At 43.9% G+C, this 23,551-nt stretch carries 23 protein-coding genes; 13 read left to right on the top strand and 10 right to left on the bottom strand.

Annotated features, from left to right (window positions below; all coding sequences use genetic code 11):
• Window positions 1-12: 12 nt before the first annotated feature.
• The 4 genes from H580_RS0100615 (at window position 13) to H580_RS0100600 (ending at window position 2,522) form a co-directional block, all read left to right on the top strand.
• Window positions 13-708, top strand: coding sequence for a Type 1 glutamine amidotransferase-like domain-containing protein (locus H580_RS0100615; protein WP_028593076.1), 696 nt, complete (start codon window positions 13-15; stop codon window positions 706-708).
• Window positions 709-1,143: 435 nt separating this feature from the next.
• Window positions 1,144-1,443 (top strand): NUDIX hydrolase, encoded by a 300-nt coding sequence (locus H580_RS22840; RefSeq protein WP_051217122.1) that lies wholly within the window; start codon window positions 1,144-1,146, stop codon window positions 1,441-1,443.
• Window positions 1,440-1,934 carry an 8-oxo-dGTP diphosphatase gene (locus tag H580_RS0100605; RefSeq protein WP_028593075.1) on the top strand — a complete coding sequence of 165 codons (495 nt, stop codon included), beginning with the start codon at window positions 1,440-1,442 and terminating at the stop codon, window positions 1,932-1,934. Before H580_RS22840 ends, H580_RS0100605 begins: the two co-directional genes overlap by 4 nt.
• A 129-nt stretch (window positions 1,935-2,063) precedes the next feature.
• The gene (locus tag H580_RS0100600; protein WP_028593074.1) at window positions 2,064-2,522 is read left to right on the top strand and encodes a hypothetical protein; all 459 of its coding nucleotides are present in this window, start codon (window positions 2,064-2,066) and stop codon (window positions 2,520-2,522) included.
• A gap of 351 nt (window positions 2,523-2,873) precedes the next feature.
• Here H580_RS0100600 and H580_RS25275 read toward each other — a convergent pair whose 3' ends face one another.
• The 3 genes from H580_RS25275 to H580_RS22830 all read right to left on the bottom strand — a co-directional run bounded on the left by H580_RS25275 (window position 2,874) and on the right by H580_RS22830 (window position 8,226).
• Window positions 2,874-4,262 carry an alpha/beta hydrolase family protein gene (locus H580_RS25275; RefSeq protein ID WP_051217121.1) on the bottom strand — a complete coding sequence of 463 codons (1,389 nt, stop codon included), beginning with the start codon at window positions 4,260-4,262 and terminating at the stop codon, window positions 2,874-2,876.
• Window positions 4,263-4,467: 205 nt separating this feature from the next.
• Window positions 4,468-5,811, bottom strand: a complete 1,344-nt coding sequence (locus H580_RS0100590) for an alpha/beta hydrolase family protein (RefSeq protein ID WP_169449337.1) — start codon at window positions 5,809-5,811, stop codon at window positions 4,468-4,470.
• A gap of 39 nt (window positions 5,812-5,850) precedes the next feature.
• Window positions 5,851-8,226 carry a S9 family peptidase gene (locus tag H580_RS22830; protein ID WP_051217120.1) on the bottom strand — a complete coding sequence of 792 codons (2,376 nt, stop codon included), beginning with the start codon at window positions 8,224-8,226 and terminating at the stop codon, window positions 5,851-5,853.
• Between the two features lie 336 nt (window positions 8,227-8,562).
• On the opposite strand from H580_RS22830, the gene H580_RS0100580 reads away from it, so the two are divergent.
• Both H580_RS0100580 and H580_RS22825 read left to right on the top strand, forming a co-directional pair.
• A complete protein-coding gene (locus H580_RS0100580; RefSeq protein ID WP_028593072.1) occupies window positions 8,563-9,150 on the top strand; it encodes an HD domain-containing protein in 588 nt (195 codons plus the stop codon).
• Window positions 9,151-9,231: 81 nt separating this feature from the next.
• Window positions 9,232-9,768, top strand: coding sequence for a YfiT family bacillithiol transferase (locus H580_RS22825; protein ID WP_036604250.1), 537 nt, complete (start codon window positions 9,232-9,234; stop codon window positions 9,766-9,768).
• A gap of 103 nt (window positions 9,769-9,871) precedes the next feature.
• Here the strand turns inward: H580_RS22825 and H580_RS0100570 are convergent, their stop codons facing one another.
• The 4 genes from H580_RS0100570 to H580_RS0100555 form a co-directional block, all read right to left on the bottom strand.
• The gene (locus tag H580_RS0100570; protein WP_028593071.1) at window positions 9,872-10,582 is read right to left on the bottom strand and encodes an SRPBCC domain-containing protein; all 711 of its coding nucleotides are present in this window, start codon (window positions 10,580-10,582) and stop codon (window positions 9,872-9,874) included.
• Between the two features lie 3 nt (window positions 10,583-10,585).
• Window positions 10,586-10,900, bottom strand: a complete 315-nt coding sequence (locus tag H580_RS0100565; RefSeq protein WP_028593070.1) for a metalloregulator ArsR/SmtB family transcription factor — start codon at window positions 10,898-10,900, stop codon at window positions 10,586-10,588.
• A gap of 113 nt (window positions 10,901-11,013) precedes the next feature.
• Entirely contained in the window at window positions 11,014-11,328 is a 315-nt protein-coding gene (locus H580_RS0100560) for a DUF3817 domain-containing protein (RefSeq protein ID WP_028593069.1), read from the bottom strand.
• Window positions 11,329-11,406: 78 nt separating this feature from the next.
• Window positions 11,407-12,183, bottom strand: coding sequence for a Cof-type HAD-IIB family hydrolase (locus H580_RS0100555; RefSeq protein WP_028593068.1), 777 nt, complete (start codon window positions 12,181-12,183; stop codon window positions 11,407-11,409).
• A 378-nt stretch (window positions 12,184-12,561) separates the two neighbouring features.
• On the opposite strand from H580_RS0100555, the gene H580_RS0100550 reads away from it, so the two are divergent.
• A complete protein-coding gene (locus H580_RS0100550) occupies window positions 12,562-12,858 on the top strand; it encodes a hypothetical protein (RefSeq protein ID WP_028593067.1) in 297 nt (98 codons plus the stop codon).
• 79 nt (window positions 12,859-12,937) lie between these two features.
• Here the strand turns inward: H580_RS0100550 and H580_RS0100545 are convergent, their stop codons facing one another.
• Window positions 12,938-13,399, bottom strand: a complete 462-nt coding sequence (locus H580_RS0100545; RefSeq protein ID WP_028593066.1) for a GNAT family N-acetyltransferase — start codon at window positions 13,397-13,399, stop codon at window positions 12,938-12,940.
• 592 nt (window positions 13,400-13,991) lie between these two features.
• On the opposite strand from H580_RS0100545, the gene ilvB reads away from it, so the two are divergent.
• The 4 genes from ilvB to H580_RS0100525 all read left to right on the top strand — a co-directional run bounded on the left by ilvB (window position 13,992) and on the right by H580_RS0100525 (window position 19,170).
• Window positions 13,992-15,737 carry a biosynthetic-type acetolactate synthase large subunit gene (gene ilvB / locus H580_RS0100540; protein ID WP_028593065.1) on the top strand — a complete coding sequence of 582 codons (1,746 nt, stop codon included), beginning with the start codon at window positions 13,992-13,994 and terminating at the stop codon, window positions 15,735-15,737.
• 11 nt (window positions 15,738-15,748) lie between these two features.
• A complete protein-coding gene (gene ilvN / locus H580_RS0100535; protein ID WP_028593064.1) occupies window positions 15,749-16,249 on the top strand; it encodes an acetolactate synthase small subunit in 501 nt (166 codons plus the stop codon).
• 230 nt (window positions 16,250-16,479) lie between these two features.
• Window positions 16,480-17,472: a ketol-acid reductoisomerase gene (gene ilvC, locus H580_RS0100530; RefSeq protein WP_028593063.1), complete on the top strand. Its 993-nt coding sequence runs from the start codon at window positions 16,480-16,482 to the stop codon at window positions 17,470-17,472.
• Between the two features lie 147 nt (window positions 17,473-17,619).
• Window positions 17,620-19,170, top strand: coding sequence for a 2-isopropylmalate synthase (locus H580_RS0100525; protein WP_028593062.1), 1,551 nt, complete (start codon window positions 17,620-17,622; stop codon window positions 19,168-19,170).
• 68 nt (window positions 19,171-19,238) lie between these two features.
• On the opposite strand, the gene H580_RS0100520 is transcribed toward H580_RS0100525, so the two are convergent.
• Both H580_RS0100520 and H580_RS0100515 read right to left on the bottom strand, forming a co-directional pair.
• Window positions 19,239-20,387, bottom strand: coding sequence for a DUF4179 domain-containing protein (locus H580_RS0100520; protein WP_028593061.1), 1,149 nt, complete (start codon window positions 20,385-20,387; stop codon window positions 19,239-19,241).
• Window positions 20,374-20,907, bottom strand: a complete 534-nt coding sequence (locus tag H580_RS0100515) for an RNA polymerase sigma factor (RefSeq protein WP_028593060.1) — start codon at window positions 20,905-20,907, stop codon at window positions 20,374-20,376. The genes H580_RS0100520 and H580_RS0100515 overlap by 14 nt, the downstream gene beginning before the upstream one ends.
• A gap of 343 nt (window positions 20,908-21,250) precedes the next feature.
• On the opposite strand from H580_RS0100515, the gene leuB reads away from it, so the two are divergent.
• On the top strand, window positions 21,251-22,345 hold the full coding sequence (gene leuB, locus H580_RS0100510) for a 3-isopropylmalate dehydrogenase (protein WP_028593059.1): 1,095 nt from the start codon (window positions 21,251-21,253) through the stop codon (window positions 22,343-22,345).
• Between the two features lie 224 nt (window positions 22,346-22,569).
• Window positions 22,570-23,538 (top strand): hypothetical protein, encoded by a 969-nt coding sequence (locus H580_RS25270; RefSeq protein WP_051217118.1) that lies wholly within the window; start codon window positions 22,570-22,572, stop codon window positions 23,536-23,538.
• Window positions 23,539-23,551: the final 13 nt, after the last annotated feature.

Below are 23,551 nucleotides of genomic sequence, written 5' to 3'. Positions count from 1 at the left end.
GAGAGGATTAAGATGAGGCAAATTATCGCAATGGGCGGCGGAGGATTCTCGATGGAGCCAGACAACCCGTTATTAGATACATACGTGCTGCAGCAAGCTCAATCGAAACAGCCTAAAATTTGCTTTGTAGGGACAGCAAGTGGAGACGCGGATGGATATATACAGCGATTTTATAAGGCATTTAATCGATATGATTGCATCCCTTCTCATTTATCTTTATTTAACGCGCCAACGGGAGATTTGGAAGACTATGTACTGGACAAAGACATTATTTATGTCGGTGGGGGCAATACTCGCAACCTGCTTGTGTTATGGAAAGAGTGGAAGCTCGATCTATATTTGAAGCGGGCTTGGGAAAATGGGACTGTGCTGTCTGGGCTTAGTGCTGGCTCGTTATGCTGGTTTGAAGAAGCTGTGACTGATTCGATACCTGGTCAGTTAACGAAGCTGAATGGTTTAGGGTGGCTGCAAGGCAGCAACTGCCCACACTATGATGGCGAAGCAGACCGTAGACCTTCTTACCAGAAGCTTATTTTAGCGGGTCTACTGGGCGGAGGTAGGGCGGCTGATGATGGGGTTGCTCTTCATTATCGTGGTGATGAATTGTATCGCGTTGTAAGCTCGCGTCCTGCTGCGAGGGCGTATGAGGTAAATGTACGTAATGGACAGATCGTTGAGACGGAGATTGTGCCAGATTATTTGGGATAATGATCTTAATAGAGCTACAAGAGAAAAAAAGGGAGTAACTAGACCGTGGAAATAAAGGCTGCCGATAACAGCGAGGAAGTTTCGCTGCGGCATAAGTATAGTGTCAGGTTTAGGAGGATGGCTAATTGTCATTCAGATTGGATTGTATGACATGTCATAAGAAGCCGTATACTTGGCTCTAACGAACGTCATTGACGTTATTTTGCTGAATTTGCCCATCGTAGAATTGTAACGGTTGTAGGAGAGCTTATATTAGCCAAAATGGTGAAAATAAGCGCTCTATTTGACAAATAAGCTCACTGACGTTCGTTACATTTTGAAATACATCCATATACACAGAATAGACGCTGTGGCGAACGTTAGGGGAGTGGGCTGTTATGAACCAAATAATTACGTTAATAGACAACAACGGGCTCTCGATACTACAAGATGAACATGGGAAAGTATACTGGAAGAAGAGAACTGCTGGAAGAGACAGGCTATGAATGTGGGCATATGCATTACCTTGGCCAACTATTTCCTGCGTCTTGGAGATGCAATGAGGTTGCACATGTATTTTACACGGACGAAATCTTAAGCTATACCGAGCAAAGCCTTGAAGCGCATGAACGGATTCAAGTAGTGAAGATAAAGGTAGAGGAATGTCTGAATCAAATACGAGACAATCAAATTCAGGATTCTGAGCTAACCTACGCGATCCTTCAAGTTATTTTAAAAGGGATGATTGTTAGATGAAGATTAATCATGAATTATACACGATGTGTATGATTGAGAACGACGATAAAGTGCTATTACTAAACCGACCAACGAAACGTGGGTTTCCAGGGTATATAGCTCCTGGGGGCAAGGTCGATTATCCAGAGAGTATCGTCGATGGTGCAATACGAGAAGTAAGAGAAGAGACGGGACTCCTTGTAACGGACATTATCTACAAAGGATTGGCAGAATACTGTGAGCCGCAGACAGGATTGCGTTCGATGGTATTTAACTATTTAGCTACTGCATTTGAAGGGGAATTATTAGCGCATCCGCCAGAAGGAGAGCTGCTCTGGATTGAAAAGGATAAGGCACTTGAGCTGCCGATGCAGGATTGGTTTCGAAGTCGGTTTCCCTTGTTTTTTCAACCGGGTACTTTTGAAATAAGCTTGGTTTGGGATAAAGAGCATCAAGCAGCGATTAGCAGTATCGAAAAGCACTATGTGGAACGAGCAGCCGTAAAATATTGAGCTTACATAGAATTTGGTTGAAGCGAGCTGAATTTGGAATTCTCAAAATGTACGATTTAGTAAGATATCAATCTATCACATCCACGCTCCTTTGTTAATAGGATAAATTATAATAAAGGAGGAGATGTTATGGCTTTTGAAGTGTTAGACGTACGTCTTTCACAGTTAAGCAATACGAATACGGGAACAGCCATAATTGGTGATACACCTATACTAATCGGAGATGTTGGATTGATTACAACAGCGGCCGCAGGTACGAGTCAGGCGGGAGATGTCCGAGTGTGGTTATCAGGGACGGTAGTTGTGGCTACGAGTGCCGAGCCTCCAGATCTCATACTTCAGATTGAGCGCAATGGTACAGACACATTTGGGTCGGGCACACTCATCTATACAGAATCGGTTAATCCAACTTTAACTTCAAGTACAGCTATTAGTGTTACAGCAGCAGATTTCCCGCCTGCGACCGATGTGAATACGAATCAAATTCGATATACGCTGTTCATTTCTTCTGCTACTGTATCAGGAGATATACTTACAGGGCCGGTTACTTTTAACGGAATTGCAGCAGTGGGAGCGGGGCCGTTCTAACAGTATCTCTACAGGTTAGCTTTATGAGCTGGTTATTCTGTTTCTTGATAAGGTATACATGTTAAATAGAGAAGCCGCTGTCCAATGATTCACTATGAACCATTTTAAGCAGCGGCTTATTTATATTTATAGATAATAGCGATACATATATGAACGCATCAATGCCATGTTGAATGATGGGTTATGTGTATTTCGTACAATTAGTTTGGGAGTAAAGAAGGGAGTGGTTTTCTTGGGATGGCAGAGTACAGTATTCGTTCGCTCGATCGTATAGGATACGGCGTGGTGGATTGGATACCAGCTTAACGTACGATTCGCCTGAAGTGATTAATGGATGAAGATAATGTCCGGCTAGTTTCTAATTTTTTCTTTCAACCCCTCCCCGATTGTTAATGTGACACCCTCATACTTATTCTTATTTTCGCTCAGCAGCGTGGTACGTTTGCCTTTGAGAGCATGATCAAAGAAGTCCAATGCATATTCATTAATAATGCGATGGTGGCGTGTTACGGAATTTAAGCTGGAGGCTTTTATTTGCCCGAACTGCTCCATTAGAATTGGAAAATCACAAAATGTTTCATGATTCGCATGTTTGAAAGATAAGGAATAACTATGACGAAGCGCTTGTTTGTATCTTTTGCTCGTATCGTTCAGCAGTTCTTTCACTTCTTCAACGCGTATTTCATGTTCTACTGCAAGCTCTTTAGGGTCCATGTTCTCCATATTTTGCAACCCATCTGCATCGTTTGCCCCCATATACAAGAAGGGGCCTGGTATACCCGTATCTGGAACCAATTTTCCGTAAAAGCTTCCGTCCATGTTAACTCCTGCTTTGACTCGTTTGTCTGCCAGCATTACTTGAGCAGAAGCTGCACCGCCGAATGAATGACCAAGCATCCCTATTCGTTTAAGATCGAGCTGTTTCCAAATCGGATCCTTGTTCTTTTGGGCAAGCTGCTCCAGACGATCAAGGACGAATTGAATATCTTTGACCCATACGTTCGTAATTAATCGGTCCATGTAAGCGTAGTTTTCTATATGATGTCCTACGTATGGTGCAACCTTTCCAGTTGGGAATTGAGTAAGGAATGAATTATACGTATGCTGCACACTTACGATGATATAGCCTTGGCTTGCGAGCTGCTCAGTGAGAAATCGATAGGAATCATTGCGAGCGCCGAATCCGTGTGAAAAAATAAGCACCGGGTATTTTTGTTTGTTTTTTGCTATAGGGGCTTTAATCAGAGAATGAGTAGTTGACAGAAACAAGGGCATAGATTTGCTTGCTGGAACTTGGGCATAGCTTTCGAACGCTTTAGCATGTGCTGTTGGATTGTCTGAGAATGGTTGCCGTTTGTAACTGGCACTAGTTGCTTTCGTTGGGTACCAGACTTGGATCATGAGTTCGCGATGGTCGTGTTTACTAGCTGTAAATCTTTCTGGACGAGATTTATCGATCCAATGGAATGTTTCGGTACCCACTTGATATGGTCCTGCAAGCGAAGGGAACTGAACATTTGTAGCCTTATCTGTCGAATGGGATGCAGGTTTGGACGTTGTTGTCGTTGTGTCAACTGTTGTTGCGGCAGTATAGGATGCTGAGGACTCAGCTATTGCTATCGATTGCTGCGATCCATCAGTACCAAGTGCTTGGCTTGCACTGCTAAAGACAAACAAGGAACAAAGAAGGGTGAATAGCAGCAATCTGTTTTTTCTTCCCGTCGTTATCTTGGACTTCATATTGAATTCCTCCTTTAGATAATAAAATGTAAAATTGAATGCATGTTAACTGCTCTAGATGTGAAGAGGCTGATGCTAATGGATGCCTATATGCTTCGATGGTTAACCCCTTGCTTTTTATTATCGCGCAGCGCTGTGTACTTTTGATGAACATAAAAAGAACCTTCCCCGTTATGTACCGAGAAGGCTCCAACTTGAATGAATTTTACTTAGCCGCTGCTATTTTCGTTTTCACATGTTCTCCGATATTCACCTTAACATCTTCAATCTTGTTCTTTCCGTCCAGCAGTTTCGTTGGCTTTCCTTTTAGGAAATGGTCGAAGAAATCCAATGTATAGGCATTAATACTGCTGTGAGTGCGATACACCGTCTGTAAGCTGGAAGTATCATTTGATGCAGATGGCGGGGTAATTAACGGAGTATCCGAAAATGTTCCATGGTTTGCATGACGGAATGATACGGAATAGCTAAAGCGTACGGCCTGCTTATAGCGTGCGATCACATGTTTCAACATTTCTGTGAATTTCTTTTCATCTACCCCTTGTGTTTCGGCGGCTTGCTTTGGATCGATACTCTCTAAATTTTTTAATCCGTCATAGCCAGCACTCAACAGCATGAATGGGCCTGGAATACCCGTTTCAGGAATCACTTTGCCAAAGAAGCCGCCGTCCATGTTGATGCCTGCCCTTACACGACTATCCTGCAGCATCACTTGTGCAGCTGTAGCACCGCCAAAAGAATGACCGAGCATCCCAACTTTATTTAGATCGGCTTGTTTCCAAATAGGATAGTTCTTTTTCTCTGAAAGCTGTTCTAAACGATCCAATACAAATTGAATGTCCTTTACCCACACTTTCGTTATCAATCGGTCCATGTGAGCGGTGCTGTCGCCATTGGAATCGTTGAAAGTTGCAACTTTACCATTAGGAAATGTGGTTATTAATGCATTATACGTATGCTGCACACTAACGACGATATAGCCTTGGCTTGCCAAAGGCTCGGCAATAAATCGATACGTATCGTTCAGCATGCCGAAGCCATGCGATAAAATAAGCACAGGATGTTTTTGCTTTGCTTCAGCGATAGGTGCCTTGATCAAGGATTGAGTGGTAGTAGTCAGTAAAGGCAAAAATTGTGCAGCAGGTATTTTCATATAGCCTTCATAAAATTTCGACAGTGCTGCTGGATTGGTTGCATAAGGTTCAAGTTTATGAGAAGCGCTTGTTGCGGTAGTCGGATACCATACTTGAATCATCAACTCACGATGATCCATCTTGTTTGCAGTGAACGTTTCAGGACGGGATTTATCAACCCAGTGAAAACGTTCAGTCCCTACTTTGTAAGGTCCTTGAAGTGCTGGAAATGTAACCGTTGCCTGTTTGGACGAAGTTGTAGTGGTTTTCGTTTGAGTAGAGGCAACAGCTGCTTGCTGCCCTTGTTGGAAAGGGGTGCTTCCAAGCGCGTTCATGACGCTACTACCGACAAACAGGGAACACAACATAACCGTAATTAACAATTTGCTTTTCCCAATAAGCTTGACATCCATCATGCAACTCTCCATTTCATCAAATAGGATTGTGTGAATAGGCTAACTTATACTTGCTTTCATGGAATTAGACTCTATGGAAGCAGATTGCCCTTCATTGTCAGGTGCATGTATGGGAAGTTTAGGTGGTTCTACTCCCAATAAGTGTCTAATAAAGAAGTCCCATTTTCTACGGATAAAATAAGCTTCTGCAGGAACGTTATGCTCGACATTAGGCATAATAAGCAGATCGAAATCTTTATCTGCCTTAATCAGGGCAGCAGCTAATCGTAACGTCTGGCCGATATGGACATTATCGTCGATATCGCCATGTGCGAGCAGCAGCTTGCCTTTCAAATGGGCAGCCAAATCCGCATTTGCTTGATTCGCATAGCGATCCGGATATTGTGGATCAAGCATCCCTTGGTAATGTTCGCCCCACATATTAATGTACATCAATTGATCGTGATTGCCTGCAGAAGCAACCGCAGCTGTGTACGTATCAGGGTATTTCAAAATAGCACGTGCTGCGCCATAGCCGCCGCCAGAACTGCCCCAAATTCCTACACGTTCGATATCTAGGAATGGATACATTTGTGCCAATTGAGGCAGGGACGCCACATGGTCTTCGAGTCCAGAACCATCGCCCATATTTCCTGCTACTACATCGATAAATTCACGTGAGCGGAAAGGAGTCCCTTTGCCATCCATAAGGATAGTGGCAAAGCCTAGTTGAGCGAGTGCTTGTGCTCCGCCAGTATTTAATGCCTTTAATGTGAATGACTTTGGTGTTTGAATGACCTGAGGTCCAGCATAGTAATGATCGATAACAGGGTAAGTCTGTGCTAGATCGAGATGAGCTGGCTTAATAATAATGCCGTATAAATCGGTAATCCCATCTGCCGCCTTAACCGTAAAGCGCTCTGGCAGTTGATAGCCTCTCTCTAACAAAGGCTGGATGTTGGCACGCTCCAGCTCGCGGATGCAATCTCCGTTTACACTGCGCAGTACAGAGGTAGGTGGGGAATCGACGCGAGAATGCGTGTTTACAAAATAAGCGAAGTCAGGAGAGAGAATCACATTATGATTAGCGTCTTCTGGCGTGAGTAAGGAGAGACATGAGCCATCTAACTGGACACGGTAAAGGTGCTGATAATACGGATCACGTCCCGTTTCCCGACCGCTTGCTGTGAAATAGACCCAGCCTTGTTCTTCATCAATGGCGATGAGACGCCGCACGTTCCAATTGCCGGCTGTCAATGCCCTTAGCGTCTGACCTGTACAAGAATCAATGACATACAGATGACCGTAGCCATCTCGTTCAGACAGCCAGATGAGAGAATTATCCTGCAGCAGTTGGAAGTTAGGCTTCAACGATGTCATAATATTAAAATAGCTATAATAGGAGATGTTTCCATTATGATACAAATGAGTGAAAATGAACGTTTCGTTTGTTTCTTCCGCAATGACTCTGGCTTCACCCGTATCAGCTTGGACGAGGATGAGCTGCGCTGATTTAAAGTCTCTGGCTACTTGTTTATAGTAGACCTGTTGACTGTCCTCAGACCAACCAGCTAGCGGTGTTATAGGGTGAAAAGCAGAGGGACTAGTAGCCGCAATAGGCTCGGCTTCTACTCGTATTGATTGTTGATGATCGATATTTGCAATATACACTTCCATCATCGGAACATGTTTATCCCCGACCATCGCGTAACGTGACGTGTACAGGGTAGGTCGAACTTCCTTATGGTCTAGCGGGACGTTTTGGACGACATGCAGTTCTTTTACATTTTTCTCGTCCAAACGAAGTGTGATCAGTTTCTTCGAATCAGGTGACCATAGCACACTTGGTGGGGGGACATCACCGGAGATTTGCTGGGACGTCTCATTCATGGCTGATTCTTCGGAACCGTATCCATAGTATTGTTCTCCATCGTAGGTTAGCTGCCGCACTTCTTCTGTTTTTAGATGACGAACATAGAGATTATAATTTTCTACATAGGCTGCCCATTGTCCATCTGGAGACAATAATTCATTTGGCTTAGCTTGTGCGGGTTCTACTTCATAGCATTCGTTCTGTGTCTGATCATAAGCCCAGTATTTTTCTTTTGCAACAAAATAAATAATAGAAGGATGATCGTTAATCGTTAGCTTATCAATGGGGAGCTGATGCGGATCAACTTCTTCCTGTAATAAGGCTCGTAAGGCTGTTGCCAAACGCGCATGGTCAAAGGCAGGTTCTGCCGAGTTGGAAACGGGATCCACGATCACATATTCACTTCCTTTTTGTGCGCCCACTCGAATATCGCGTTGATACCAGAACGTTGACGATGGGCCAATCCAATGTGGTGCGACTTGTGCATTGTCCACATCATCGTGCCAATCTTGGCTCCATTCTTTTGCTTTTGCATACTGTTCAGCGGTTACTGCTTGTTTCATAAATCTTCACTCCTATCCAGTATTTTAGATTACCTTGCAGGCAATCTTAGTAAGGGTTCAGCGCTGTTAGAAAGGTATTGATTGTGCAGCCCTTTGAATACCATTATTGAGGAGTGCTGTGTATTTTTTATGTACATGAAACCTTGCTTATTTAAGTGGATGAAATATTATTCGGAAAGTAGGAGACTTGAAAGGCATAGGGGGCAGGTAAGGGGCAGTCTATGCCTATTTAGCTTGAAGACATATGTCCTAGTCATTTTTTTAGCGAAATAATACGATGAACATCATAAGGGATAGGAAGTAATTGGTTATATAATAAAATGAGGGGACAAGCACATGGAACATATTTTGCAGAAACAACTCCAGTTTTTGATAGAGATTGACAAGCTCAAGACGATTCAAAGAAAAACGAAAATTGTTAGCGATACAAGGCTAGAAAATGATGCGGAGCATTCCTGGCATCTAGCTGTAATGGCGCTCATCTTAAGTGGTCATGCAAATGAAGAAGTTGATGTATTCAAAGTAGTAAAAATGCTGCTTATTCATGATCTAGTCGAGATTGATGCGGGTGACACATTTGTGTACGATACAGCTGCTAATGAAGACAAACATGAACGAGAGATGCAAGCGGCACAGCGAATTTTTGGTCTCTTACCAAGAGAACAGGGGGAGGAAATAATGAACCTGTGGCTTGAATTTGAGCGGAAAGAAAGTAACGAAGCGCGGTTTGCTGCCTCGTTAGACCGCTTGCATCCTATCTTACATAACTATTACAATGAAGGTGACACGTGGCGAACCTACCAGATTACAAGCGAGCAAATTTTGAAGCGGAATAGTGAAATTGGCGATGGTTCCACAACGTTGTGGGCCTATACCCAACAGCTAGTCCATAATTCAATTGCGCGTGGGTATGTACAAGAGTAAGTTGACGTTCTGACGAAAAATTAGCTGTGAAAATAGGCAGCTGGCTCCATTTGAAAATTCCTTGAAAGGGGTACTGAGGCTGTGGAGACTAATAAATTCATTAGTAATCCATTTAAACCGATACTGAATCCCACCATGATAGAGCGAAACTATTTTATTAGCCAGATTCCAGAAATAAGTATAGAGCTGCGAAATGCAATATATCATTTAACCCCTGAGCAATTTCATTACTCCTACCGCCCTGGGGGCTGGACGATTCAGCAAATTGTGCATCATGTAGCGGATAATAACGTAAATGCTTATTTGCGATTTAAGCGCGCATTAACCGAAGAAGAACCTACGGCTAGCTCGTACGATCAAGATGCGTGGGCTGCTCTTGATGAGTATAATCATCTGCCTATTGAAGATTCCATACTGCTTATTGAAACGCTTCACCGAAGATTTTTCATCCTCTGTAACAGTCTTCAACCTGATGATTTTCATAAAAAATTGCGTACACAAACGTTAGATTCCCTCACCCTAGACATTGCTCTTCAAAGACTGATTTGGCATGACCGACATCATATAGCTCACATTCATTTAGCAGTTGCAAACAACCATCTGGTAGGAGGTAGCTAGTATATCGAGGTTTCGTATGATTTGCCAAGCAGTAGAAAGGCCGCTTCGGTAAGCGTCCGGTAGCGGCCTTTTCATGTGTATCTATTGAGAAGCGTATGATCGCTTAGGAGGCGATTTTCTTTTCTCCGAATGGGACAGCATCTAGGGTAAATTGCTGTTGTTCACCATCACGAAGAATGCTGACAGTTAAGGTTTGACCAGGTACTGTCATGGTAACGACCCGCTCGAAATCGCTGAAAGTTTCAACGATACGATCATTTACACGAAGTAGAATGTCTCCTTCCAGAAGAATTCCTTCCGCAGGTGTACCTGGAATCACTTTAATAATAACAGAGCCCTTTTGCGTGCTGTTAAGCAGGGTGTGGTGATTAACGCCGATCCAACTCGTCCAGTACGTATCGCGGTTGTCTTGCTCTTCCTCTAACACAGTTACCATATTTCGTAGCAGTTGTTCGGTTCCAAAGCCCATATCTTCCGCTGTCATAAAGCCAAACGCTCCAGCCCACAGACCTGTATACTCCAACACAACAACGGTTCCTTCTTCAACTGCTTGCAGTGTCCAGATTGTTAAATCATCACTCTCATCTTTTATAACGAGTCTAGCGTTTTCTTCCATTTCAACAATTGTTCCGACATAATCAACACCCCAGCCGTAATCAAGCTCGATCTTCCCGTCAATACGAAGATCAATGTTGGCTTGCCTTGTTTCCCAACGATTCCGTTCTGCTGGATTGGTTAATGCTTTCCAAACTCGCTCAGGTGTTGTACGGATAAACGTCTCTCTCTTTACGCTTGTAATCGGTGAATCAAACATGTACTATTCCTCCTCTAGGTTCTCTAAGTAATGTTTCAGTCCTGCCAGTTTGTTCTCCAAGACAAGACCCAATTCACTCTGCAGCTGTAAATATTCTTGTTGAAAGACAGGAGTGTTTAATCGGTAATAGCAGAACTTTCCCATCCTGCGCTCAAGCAGCAGTTGTTCTTCCAGTAGAATCGCAAGATGCTTCTTAATAGCTGGCTGTGAGATCGAAAAGGAAGCTACGATATCCGACTGTGTACATTCTTTCTGCGACACCATACGCAGTATTTTGCGGCGAATAGGATCTGCGATGGCTCGATAAATGTCCGTCATAGCCGTACCTCCAATTTCATATAACCGTTTGGTTATATATAAATTAATAGAAAAAAACGGAAGTGTCAATAGTCAATATGCTAGTAAAAAAATAAAACCGCTTCGGAAAGATCCTAGGCGGCTTTTGTTGGGTTGTCTTGCTCTTCTTTTTTCAACGATTGGTCAAATACAAAATTACCAAAAGGAATAAAGGAAACAAGGACTGCGATAATGACGCGCGTGAGGGGCCAACGATGAACAAGCCAAACATGGCCAACAGCAAGGATATATAGTAAAAACAATATTCCATGGGCCATGCCGGAAATGGAAACCGCTTCAGGCATATCCATAAATGTACGTAGGGGCATAGCTACAAATAGTAATAAAATATAGGAAATACCTTCCACGATTCCGAACGTTCGTAATCGGCTGATTGGGGTTTGAAGCACGTAATTCATCCTCCCTTCTTCTAGGATATGAAGACAAGCTGGAACTCCATATTAACACATTTATCCATTCATGCTATATTAATCGATTAATCCAGCATACTGCAATCCATGGCGGATGCCGCCTTCATTCACATGAGTAGTAACGTAATCAGCATATGGCAACAATTCTTCATGTGAATTGCCCATAGCAATTCCAAGGCCAACTACGCTCAGCATTTCTTTATCATTGAGCCCATCACCAAAGGCAATCGCTTCCTCAGGAGAAATATGTAGTAGTCGAAGCATAGCTTGTATCCCTTCCGCCTTCGATGAATCATGCGGCAGCACATCCATCGCTGTTGGGTGCCATCGAATATAACGTAAACCCGGTACAATCTCGTTATATAGAGGCTCGTCTTCCGCCGTGCAATGTAAAAACATTTGATAAATTTGTTCGTCGTGCCAGTATTCTGGATTATGGCCAGGCAGGTCGACTTTTAACGATTGGACAGCATCTAACATAAAGGGATGATCCACAATGCTAGAATAGAAAGCAAATTCTCCTTCAAATACGAGTGCATGCTGATGCAGAGCTGCATGATTCACTAGCGTTTCCACATCTTCACGAGGAATCGATCGTCTAAATATCGTTTTTCCCTGATAGACAACATACCCGCCATTTAAACAGACGAAGGAGTCAATGTTTAGCTGCTTGGCCAAGGACTCTATGAAATACGGTGCTCGTCCCGTTGCTATGACCGCCTCCACACCTTTATTTTGCAGCTCTGCGATTGCCGCAATTGCGTCCTGTGGAATCTCTTTTTCATCATTTACGAGTGTTCCATCAATGTCAAAAAACACAATTTTATAACTCATGATTCGAATCCCCCGTCTTGTTCAATTGCCCCTATATGCGGGTTACTATATCATTGGATCAACTGAAGGTGCAAGATGGTCGTAAGCAGCTTTTTGACACCTCTGCTCACTTCAGGTGTGAAGCCGGGCTTCTTGAACTCTTGGAAGAACCAATCGGTATAGCGACCACCTGATGGATTGGGAGTAGGCTTGACTAGGCTGCAGCTATTTCCGGTCTTTTTATTTTTAGAAGATTTATAAATTATGTTTAGCCGGTAGGTGAAAGTCTCGCAATCTATGAGGAAATCGTACAATTTGCAAGTCAGTAGGGTAACGATACAAGCAGGTTTGTAAAGCTCTCATATGCTGTAGAGTAAGTTGACTGAAGGAGGGATTTCCTTGCAGCATGTTACCAAATCTCAGGCCGAGAAATTGATAGGGCAGCATATTTATGCTGTTCGTCAAGACGGAAAAGTAGTTTCGGGCAAACTTGTTCGAATTTCCGGTAACGAGCTTGTCCTGGCACCAGCAGACGGTAAAGCTAGAGCGAGATGTTTTCTGCTGCCTCTCATCTTGTTTGATTTGCTTGCCATTGGGACGTTAGGGTGTGGAGGAGGATTTGGCTTTGGTCCATTTGGTGGACCGTTCGGCGGCGGTGGCTGTGGTGGCTGCTTCGGACCGAGGCCGTTCTACTAACTCCAAGACTAGCGGTGGCGGTAGGCAAGAGATAGCAAGTATCGATAGCAGCGCATGAGGGATGCGTGTGACGTATCGGCTACGGTCCGGAATGGTTTCCGGGCTGTATTATTTTACACATTTCCCAGCACTGGAGACTTGCTAGATACTGTGTGCTTTTGTAGCCAGCTCGTTCATAGAAGCGCTGTGCCGGTTTATTGCCTGCATCTACAGCGAGCTTGGCTGAGCTGCAAGATTGTTGTATGGCTTGTTTTTCAGCAGATTGAAGCAGCATTTGTCCTATGCCTTTCCGCTGCAGATGGGAATGGACGGCCAACATATCGATGAATAAAATGCGATCAATTACGATCGCATGGATAAACCCGACAGGCCGATTGACAAGATCTGCTTTGACATACGTGAAGCCTTTGGACAGGCGTGTTGGCATCTCCTTTTTAAGCTGAGGAATGTCCCAACTGAGATTGGATTTGGGGATTAATTCGTTTTCTACCAAAGACCATATGATTTCGTCATCTTGCTCAGGTGTACGTACTCGAAGCATGTGCATTCCTCCAGTTCAAGCTTGATAGCAGCTGTATGGCAGCACGTTTTCGTTTATTCTATGCCTGCTTTTGATCGTTTGAATGGACACCAGAACATTTTGGTATTTTTTTTAATCATCCTATTGACTCGCTCAAATCGTAGGCATATAATGTTTCTAAACATTTGGAACACATTTTGACATAACATACCAATGGCTATGATGAGGACTAAAGACGAAGGGCTCTTATGACCAGAGAGCATGCGGACTATGCTGAAACCGCGGCCTTAACCCCTTATGATCGATGCTCACCTCGGAGCTGTTCTGCTGAACGAAGACGGATGCAAGAACACAAGTAAGGCCAAGAAATATCCGTTAACTACTAGGTAGAATCGTCGGGCGCGCGTTAGGCGCTGTTACAGTATGCAGCTATATGCTGCAAACTTATGGAGGCTCTATGTTGCGAGACATATAGCAAATCTGGGTGGTACCACGGAAGCTAACCTTTCGTCCCTATGGATACAAGAACTGTGTCCTGGGGCGGAAGGTTTTTTTGTTATATTCAAGTCTAAGTGATTGATTTCAATTACAGATTAGGTGAGGGGGATGGCGAATGAGCGCTCAGCAAGCAACCATGCGGTCTAAAGAAGAATTACGTCAGAAATGGATGAAGCCCGAAGTAATTACAGGTTCAGAAATTTTACTTCGAAGCTTGTTGTTGGAAGGTGCGGAATGCGTCTTCGGCTATCCGGGGGGAGCCGTATTGTATATTTACGATGCGATGCATGGCTTTGATGATTTCAAGCATTTGCTGACAAGGCATGAGCAGGGCGCCATTCATGCAGCGGATGGATATGCACGAGCTAGCGGCAACGTTGGTGTGTGTATCGCGACTTCGGGTCCTGGAGCAACGAATCTAGTAACGGGTATTGCGACTGCGTATATGGACTCCGTTCCACTTGTAGTCATTACAGGTAACGTTGCGACGACGCTGATCGGAACAGATGCGTTCCAAGAAGCGGATATTACAGGAATTACGATGCCAATTACGAAGCATAGCTATCTCGTTCGTGATGTAGAAGACTTGCCGCGTATTATTCATGAAGCATTCCACATCGCAAATACAGGGCGTAAAGGTCCAGTATTGATAGATGTTCCTAAGGATGTATCGGCTGCGAAGACCCTATTTCAACCAGCAACAACGATAGATATTCGTGGCTATCATCCGACGGTGAAGCCGAATAAGTATCAGGTTGATAAAATGCTTAAGGCGATTGAAGAAGCAGAGCGCCCGATCGTTTTGGCGGGAGCAGGGGTTATCCACTCTGGTGCGCATGAAGAGCTGTATCAATTCCTTACGACCGCGCAAATTCCAGTGACGACGACATTGCTCGGACTTGGTGGATTCCCAAGCGGACATGACTTATGGCTAGGAATGCCAGGTATGCATGGTACATTCACGGCCAATAACGCAATTCAACAGGCGGATTTGCTTATAAATATCGGTGCAAGGTTCGATGACCGAGTAACGATGAAGTTGGATGGCTTCGCACCGCATGCGAAAATTGTCCACATCGATATCGACCCGGCTGAGATTGGCAAAAATGTTCCAACGGATATACCGATTGTTGCTGACATTAAAACAGCGTTGACACAGGCGAATGAATCGGTGAAACGAGCGGACAAAGCGGATGCATGGCGAGCACAGTTGCTAGGTTGGAAGATCGATCAGCCGTTGCGATATGAAGACAGTGATGTGGAATTAAAACCGCAATGGGTTATCCAAATGATCCATGACACGACAAAGGGCGAGGCGATCGTAACAACTGACGTAGGTCAGCATCAGATGTGGGCGGCGCAATATTATCGTTTTAACCAACCGCGCTCTTGGATTACATCTGGCGGTCTTGGAACGATGGGCTTCGGTTTCCCTTCAGCAATCGGTGCGCAAATGGCTCATCCGGATCGGACAGTCGTTTCCATTAATGGCGATGGCGGCATGCAAATGTGTGCGCAGGAGCTTGCAATCTGTGCGATTAACAATATTCCGGTTAAGGTTGTTATCATCAATAACCAAGTGCTCGGTATGGTTCGCCAATGGCAAGAGATCATTTATGATGAGCGATACAGCCATATTGACTTAGCGGGCAGCCCGGACTTTGTAAAATTGGCAGAAGCATATGGCGTTCGCGGCTTCCGTGCGACGAATAAGGAAGAGGCGAAGTTAGCTTGGGAGCAAGCTTTGAATACACCGGGACCTGCTGTAGTTGAGTTCGTTGTTCGTAAACACGAAAATGTATATCCGATGGTTACACAAGGATCTACGATTGATCAAATGATAATGGGGGATGGCGAATGAGCACGATTACAATGACTAGACACACGATAGCTGTCATCGTAAACGATCAACCAGGCGTGCTGCAACGCGTCTCAGGATTGTTCGGACGTCGCGGCTTCAATATCGAGAGTATTACGGTAGGCGCTTCCGAAGAACCTGGATTATCAAGAATGGTTATCGTCACGACAGCGGATGAACAAATGCTAGAGCAAGTGGAAAAGCAACTATACAAGATTATTGATGTTATCAAAGTTATCAACCTTAGCTCTCAACAGATGGTTGCACGTGAACTTGCCCTAATTAAGGTAAAGGCTGAGCCGAACATGCGACCAGAAATACTTGGCGTTGTCGAGACATTCCGCGCTTCTATTATTGATATTGGCCCGAGCACAGTTGTTGTGCAAGTGTTGGGGGAATCTTCTAAAATAGAAGCGATGATTGAATTGATGGAACCATACGGCATTCGTGAGATTAGCCGTACAGGCGTAACGGCGATGATTCGCGGATCGATTACAGATGGTGTAAGCCGCTAAGTTGAACTGAGTTAGCTCAACGTAAGGCAGTGAATCGGAATTCGGATTTCATTTTATACGAACATGCATGTTGTACGTTGTAAGCTGTAAGACCCTTCGGATGAGGGGGTATTTCAGAAGATAAGATGGAATTGTCCTTTGAAATACCCTTTATCATCCGAGGGCTAAACATCATATATACCTTACGTATATATACAAAATGGGAACAAATTTGAGGAGGAATCATAACAATGGCAGTTACGATGTATTATGAAAAAGACGCAGATTTCGCAGTACTGAATGGTAAGACAATCGCTGTAATCGGTTACGGCTCGCAAGGTCATGCTCAAGCACAAAACTTGCGTGACAGCGGTTTGGATGTTGTAATCGGTCTTCGTGAAGGTAAATCAGCTGACAAAGCTCGTCAAGACGGATTCGAAGTATTGTCTGTTGCTGATGCTACTAGCCGTGCTGATGTTGTACAAATTTTGATGCCGGATGAAACGCAAGCAAGCGTTTATCACAATGACATCGCTCCTAACCTCAAAAAGGGCGCTGCTCTTATGTTCTCTCACGGCTTCAACGTGCACTACGGTCAAATCGTAGCACCTAAAGACAATGATGTTCTTCTCGTTGCGCCGAAATCTCCAGGTCACCTGGTTCGTCGTACATATACAGAAGGATTCGGTGTTCCTGGACTTATTGCAATCGAGCAAGACGCGACAGGCAATGCGAAAGCAATCGGATTGGCATATGCAAAAGGTATCGGCTGTACTCGTGCTGGCGTTATCGAAACATCCTTCAAGGAAGAAACAGAAACAGACTTGTTCGGTGAGCAAGCAGTATTGTGTGGCGGTGTAAGCGCGCTTATCAAAGCTGGTTTCGAAACATTGACAGAAGCTGGATACTCTCCGGAAATGGCTTACTTCGAGTGTCTCCATGAGCTGAAGCTTATCGTTGACCTTGTATACGAAGGCGGATTGGCTACTATGCGCGACTCCATCAGTAACACAGCGGAGTACGGCGACTATGTAACAGGTCCTCGTATCGTTACAGAAGAAACGAAGAAAGCAATGAAAGAAGTATTGGCTGATATTCAACAAGGTAAGTTCGCTCGCGACTTCATCTTGGAGAACCAAGCCAACCGTGCATTCTTGACAGCAACTCGCCGCAATGAAGCGAACCATCCGATCGAAGTTGTTGGTGGTCAATTGCGTGAAATGATGCACTGGATTAAGAAATAAGCAACGGCATTATATTTAATATATTCATTTGAGCAACAGCGGTGCATGTAACCTATATGCAGGTAAATAAGTAAGGCGATTACGCAATGCGTCCGCCCGTCATTAGGCGGGTGGGCGTTTTTAGTAGCAATGAGGAGGTGCGGATTGATGCGGAAAATATATTTGTTTGATACAACTTTGCGTGACGGTGAGCAATCTCCGGGTGTCAATTTGAATACGAAAGAGAAACTTGAAATCGCGCATCAGCTAGAGCGCCTTGGCATTGACCGTATGGAAGCTGGATTCCCAGCAGCATCGCCTGGTGACTTGGCGGCTGTAAACGCAGTTGCCAAAGCGGTGAAAAATGCGACTGTTGTGGGATTAGCTCGTTCTCGTGTTCAAGATATTGATGCGGCTTATGAAGCGTTGAAAGATGCACAAGACCCTTGTCTCCATCTATTCCTAGCTTCTTCTCCGATTCATCGTCAGCATAAGCTGCGCATGACGAAGGAGCAAATGCTCGAAGCAGCAGAAGCGGCGATTAAGTATGCAGGCAAATATTTCACCAAAATTCAGTTTTCCCCTGAGGATGCTGGTCGGACAGAGCTGGACTTCTTGTGCCAAGTAACGGAAATGGCGATCAAGGCGGGTGCTACGGTCGTTAATATTCCAGATACCGTAGGATATTTATATCCGGCAGAATTCGGAAATATCTTCAAGACACTTAAAGAGCAAGTACCAGGTATCGAAAAGATCCAGCTTAGTGCCCATTGCCATGATGACTTAGGGATGGCGACTGCGAATGCATTGGCGGCCGTATTGAATGGTGCAGATCAAGTCGAGGGAACCATTAATGGTATTGGTGAGCGTGCAGGTAATACGGCATTGGAGGAAGTAGCGATGGCGCTGGAAACACGCCAAGATTTCTTCCAAGCGAAGTCCACGATGGTGTTGTCGGAGATTGCTCGTTCGAGCCGCCTAGTCAGCAAGTTGACAGGTATGGTTGTGCCGGGTAACAAAGCAATCGTTGGTGCGAATGCGTTTGCTCATGAATCTGGTATTCATCAAGATGGTATGCTGAAGGAGAAGACGACGTACGAGATTATGTCTCCGGAGACAATTGGCCTTAAGGAGAGCAAGCTTGTGCTCGGCAAGCACTCTGGACGCCATGCATTCCGAGAGAAGTTGATCGATCTTGGCTATGAGTTAGATGATGAGCAGCTAAATATTGCATTTTCGAAGTTTAAAGATTTGGCAGACAAGAAGAAAGAAGTTTCTGACGAGGACATTCGCGCCTTTATTGAGGAGAAAATCGTGGATACAACAGAAGTCTTCTCCCTGCAAACGATCTATGTTGCTTATGGCAATGAAGCGACTCCAACTGCTAAAGTCCGCATCGTCACGCATGATGGTGACGTGTTGGAGCAAGAAGCAGAAGGTAATGGCTCGGTTGATGCGATTTACAATGCGATTGATAAGGCAACTGGAGAAGAGGTTGTATTGTCCGACTACTCGATTAAGTCTGTTACGCATGGTAAAGATGCACAAGGTGAAGTTCATGTTGTCATGAATCAAGACGAAATAATTGTATCAGGTCGTGGCGTAAGTACAGATATTCTTGAAGCGAGTGCGCGTGCATATGTAGATGCATTGAACCGTCTGATAGAGAAGCGCCAGTTGAACAATGGCAGTCGTCGCGATAAGATTGGTTTGGTTTAATTAGAACAAATGAAGACCCGCTATCGTTACTGGATAGCGGGTTTTGACGTTTCAAGAGCGAATCGAATTTAATTCGTGAGTGGAATGGTGAATTCGAACTCTTTAATGAATTGCTTCTTACTCTCTCTTTTATTAATCACAGGCTGAATGTAAGGCTTGATGACAAGATGTTTAGTTGAATTTTTTGCAATGGGGTTAAATGCATAGCGTATACGTTTTTCCTTAACACCATTTTTTGTTCTGTCTATACTACCGCCTCCGCCCACCCAATGAAGAACTTGCCCTTGCTCATCTTCAATTTGAATACGCAAGGAAAGGGTTTCTGTATTTTTCACATCTTGTTTATATATAAATTCTAGTGCGGAGGAATAAGGAGTTACGATCAGTTCTCGTGCTTTAAATTCCATTCCTTGCTGCACAGCCGAGAAGCTCAAAGGATATACCTGCTTATCATTCGTACTTGTTACAGGAAATGTGAATGACCATCTATGATCTGGATAAGCAGGATGCATGAAAACAATTTGAGCTTCAAAGATGTTAGCTAGATCAGGAAGCCTGTAATTGAGAATAATAGCATACGTATATTCGTCTATTTTTTTGAATTCTTTCGAGTGTCCTGGGTGTGTAAATTCCCCGTTGATAAGTAGCTCCTCTTGGATTTCATCTAACATCTCTCGAGTGACAGGCTCGTCATATTGCAAGGTAGCACCGATTGAGAGACGATTACCGTCGTACAATATTTCCTTTACTTGCATACGAATTGAATCATAAATTACCGTATTATCTTCTAATTGTTCAACGACTTTCTGTTCAGCGGCTATTTGCAAGCCAAGATCGTTGGACATTTTGAACAAGGACTTCGTTTCAGAAACTAGTATTCCAGGAATTTGTTTAAGCGCTCCTTTTGTAACGGGCGAGTCTATAACTGGTGAGTAATAGGCAGTAGAAATGATAGCGGCACCGAGTAATATCGCAGCAGCAGGTGCTGTCCACAACCATATTTTATTGGCTCTACGAGTGGAGCGGGTAGATGTTGGCGCTGCTATTGGCAGTGGCAGTGGTATAGATTGGGCGGGTGCATGTTCATGTGTATCCTCGAGCAGCTTACTTAATGTATCGTCAATGCGCTGCTGCACAACTGCTGGAATTGCTTGCTGTGTCCGATGCAGCTCTTCTTTAAGCTGTTGATCCAGCTTGTCCTGATTAACACGTTTCATATTCTGCCTCCTTTTCTGAATCGGTTAAGTACTGCCCTAATAGGTTACGTGCTCGATGTAGTCGAGATTTAACGGTTCCCTCACGAATATCTATCATTTCGGCAATTTGCTTAACAGTTAAATCTTCAAAATAATGCAGTTGAATAACCATGCGAATAGATGGTTCTAGTCGTTGAACGGCATCTTGTATATCGATGGCTTCATACGCCAACGTTTGTTCTGGCTGATTGTTTATATCGGTGGCGAGCAATTGATGTTTAGCTTTATTTTTGCGAATACGACTGCATTCGTGAATTAAAATGCGGAACAGCCATGTTTTGAAATAAGCAGCTTCTCTCAATGTTGCTATGGATCGATAGGCAAGGAGAATCGTCTCTTGAATCGCATCCGCGCAATCTTCGTCTGATGGCAGCATCGTACGTGAGAAGGCATACATGTTAGCTTCATAGGCTCGTATTAGTCGGACAAAAGCTTCACGGTCTCCTTGCTGTGCTTGCTGAACATCTAGTGGTGTAGACACATTGGTGAACCTCCTTGGCAGCTTTGGTTAAAAGGATGGAATGTTAATGTTTACATAAACAAAAGGTGCAGACTTATTTTTAAAATGAATAACTCTATGTATACTTAGAGGCCGTAAAAGCCGAAACGGTTCATTCTTGCTCTAAAATAATATCACTTTTTACATATACTCATTGAAAATAGACTATAATCTCAGCTTTATAGATACAGCCTATTAAGATAATAGATTTTATATCTTAGTCATCTGAGGTGGTGTACGATAAAATGTAAGGAATAATAAGGTATGGGATTACTGGATCAGGAGTGTTTTCTTACATACATACGGAGAGAAGGAGCGAGCGGATATGACAGAGGTTAAAAAGATTGCAGTTATTGCAGGTGACGGCATTGGTCCAGAAGTAGTAGCTGAGGCGATTAAGGTTATGAAACGTACGGAGGAATTGTTTGGTTTAAAATTTGCATTTGAGCACGGTTTGTTCGGCGGTATTGCAATCGATGAAAAGGGAACACCGCTTCCGCAAGAAACACTCGAAATTTGTAAACGTGCGGATGCAGTGCTTTTAGGTGCAGTTGGTGGACCGAAATGGGACAACAACTCGAAAGAACTTCGTCCAGAGACAGGCTTGCTCGGTATTCGTAAAGAGCTGGGATTGTTCTCGAACTTGCGCCCGGCAGTCGTATTTGATTGCTTGAAAGACGCTTCCACACTTAAGCCAGAAGTGTTGGAAGGCACAGATCTTATCGTTGTACGTGAATTGACAGGCGGCATTTACTTCGGTGAGAAGTTCCGCCGTGAAGGTGCTCATGGTGAAGAAGCAGTTGATACATGTGTTTACAACGTAACAGAAGTTGAACGTATTGTACGCCAAGCATTCGAAGTAGCGCAGAAACGTCGCAAGAAGCTTGCTTCTGTCGATAAAGCGAATGTGTTGGAGACATCCCGTCTATGGCGTGAGACGGTGAATCGTATTGCACCAGATTATCCAGATGTTGAAGTGGAACATGTACTCGTTGATAACTGTGCGATGCAGCTGCTGCGCCGTCCATCCAGCTTTGATGTTATCGTAACGGAAAATATGTTCGGCGATATTTTGAGTGATGAAGCAGCAATGCTTACCGGCTCGATCGGCATGCTTTCTTCTGCATCGCTTGGCGAAGGCAGCTTCGGTTTGTATGAGCCTGTACATGGTTCAGCACCAGACATTGCAGGACAAGGCGTTGCGAATCCAATCGCGACTATCCTTTCGGTGGCACTTATGTATCGTTTAACATTCGGCTATAGTGAAGCTGCGGACGCGATTGAGAGCGCTGTGAAGCAGGTGCTGGATGCTGGACATCGCACAGGCGATATTGCTGCGGATCGTGCTCAGGCACTAAGCACAACTGAGATGGGCGACCTTATTGCTAATGCATTAGAGGGAGCAGCTGTTCAAGCTTAATCTTGACAGTAACGGAAAGTGTGTTAACGCCTATATTAGAGATATGCTAGAAGACTTATCGATCGTACGCAAATAGGTGCTGTATGTTACGGTATATATAAAGGAAGAAACAGAATGTAATTGAGCTTATTTTCCATCAGCGCAGAGGGACTGATCCCATTTCGTTGGTGAGAAAGTAAGCTCTTTTTTATTAGACATCATTTTACTTTGAGAGGAGAAATGGGATGAACATTCCTAACTCTATGCGTGATTTGTACGGTAAATATGAAATTCCTGATTCGATTATAAAAATGCTAGAGCGTCAGGAGCGATGTTCGGATAGTGAAGATATAGGACTCTATATACTTAAAGATGATGATCGTCGTTATTTGAGTACACCGATTGACTCTATACCATTTGCAACGATTGGTGTGGACGGTATTCATTATGCGTTTTTGACAGAATTCGGAGCGGTAGAAGATTTAAATAAAGCACCTATTATTTGTGTTTCACCTATGGATGTTGGTTTAGAGATACGTTATGCAGGAAATACCTTGGCTCAATTTTTGGAAATTTATTGTGCAGATGAGGCTTTACTCATTAATCATTTTGCGGGCGAAGAGGACTATAGGCGTTATGTTCAACAAAGAGAGGAAGAAGAGCGGAGAGAAGCGGATGAAGAAGAATTTAGATTGACGGCTGAACAATTACAGGAGACCAAAAATAAAATGGAGCGATTTCGAGAGGATTTCCAAGTAAGAAAAATGGAAAGATCGCTACTATGGAACGAGCTAGAGTCGATCCGCGCAGATAGGCGTTCGAAAATGGTTCTTGAAACGGTAAATGGGCTGGGCGTGCTTCCAATTGGTAAACAAGACGAGGGAGTGGGAGAGATATCACATTCACGCTTAAATTGGCAGAGCGACGGAGGAAATTCAGCTTCAATTGAATTGGTTGAAGCACAGAAATTTGTGGAGGGAGCTTCCTTGGAATCGAGAATTGGATTTGTTCGTGATGCACAGCACTATTATATGTTTCATTGTACAGATTGGAGAGAGTGGATGATTGAGCAGCTAGTATTATGGGGATATGAAACAGAAGCAAAGAACTTTCGGCTGACTTATCCAGATGAGCAATATAAGCCTGTCACGGATACTCTTTCCACTTATCTTTATCTGGAATGGTCTTCTTCTGATGAGGATGCAAATAAATAAACAAATAAACAAA

Origin of the sequence: Paenibacillus assamensis DSM 18201 (assembly GCF_000422445.1) — a bacterium.
In the GTDB taxonomy this organism is placed as follows: domain Bacteria; phylum Bacillota; class Bacilli; order Paenibacillales; family Paenibacillaceae; genus Paenibacillus_B; species Paenibacillus_B assamensis.
Note: the sequence above shows the minus strand (reverse complement) of the source record. Positions and strands in the feature narration are given on the sequence as shown.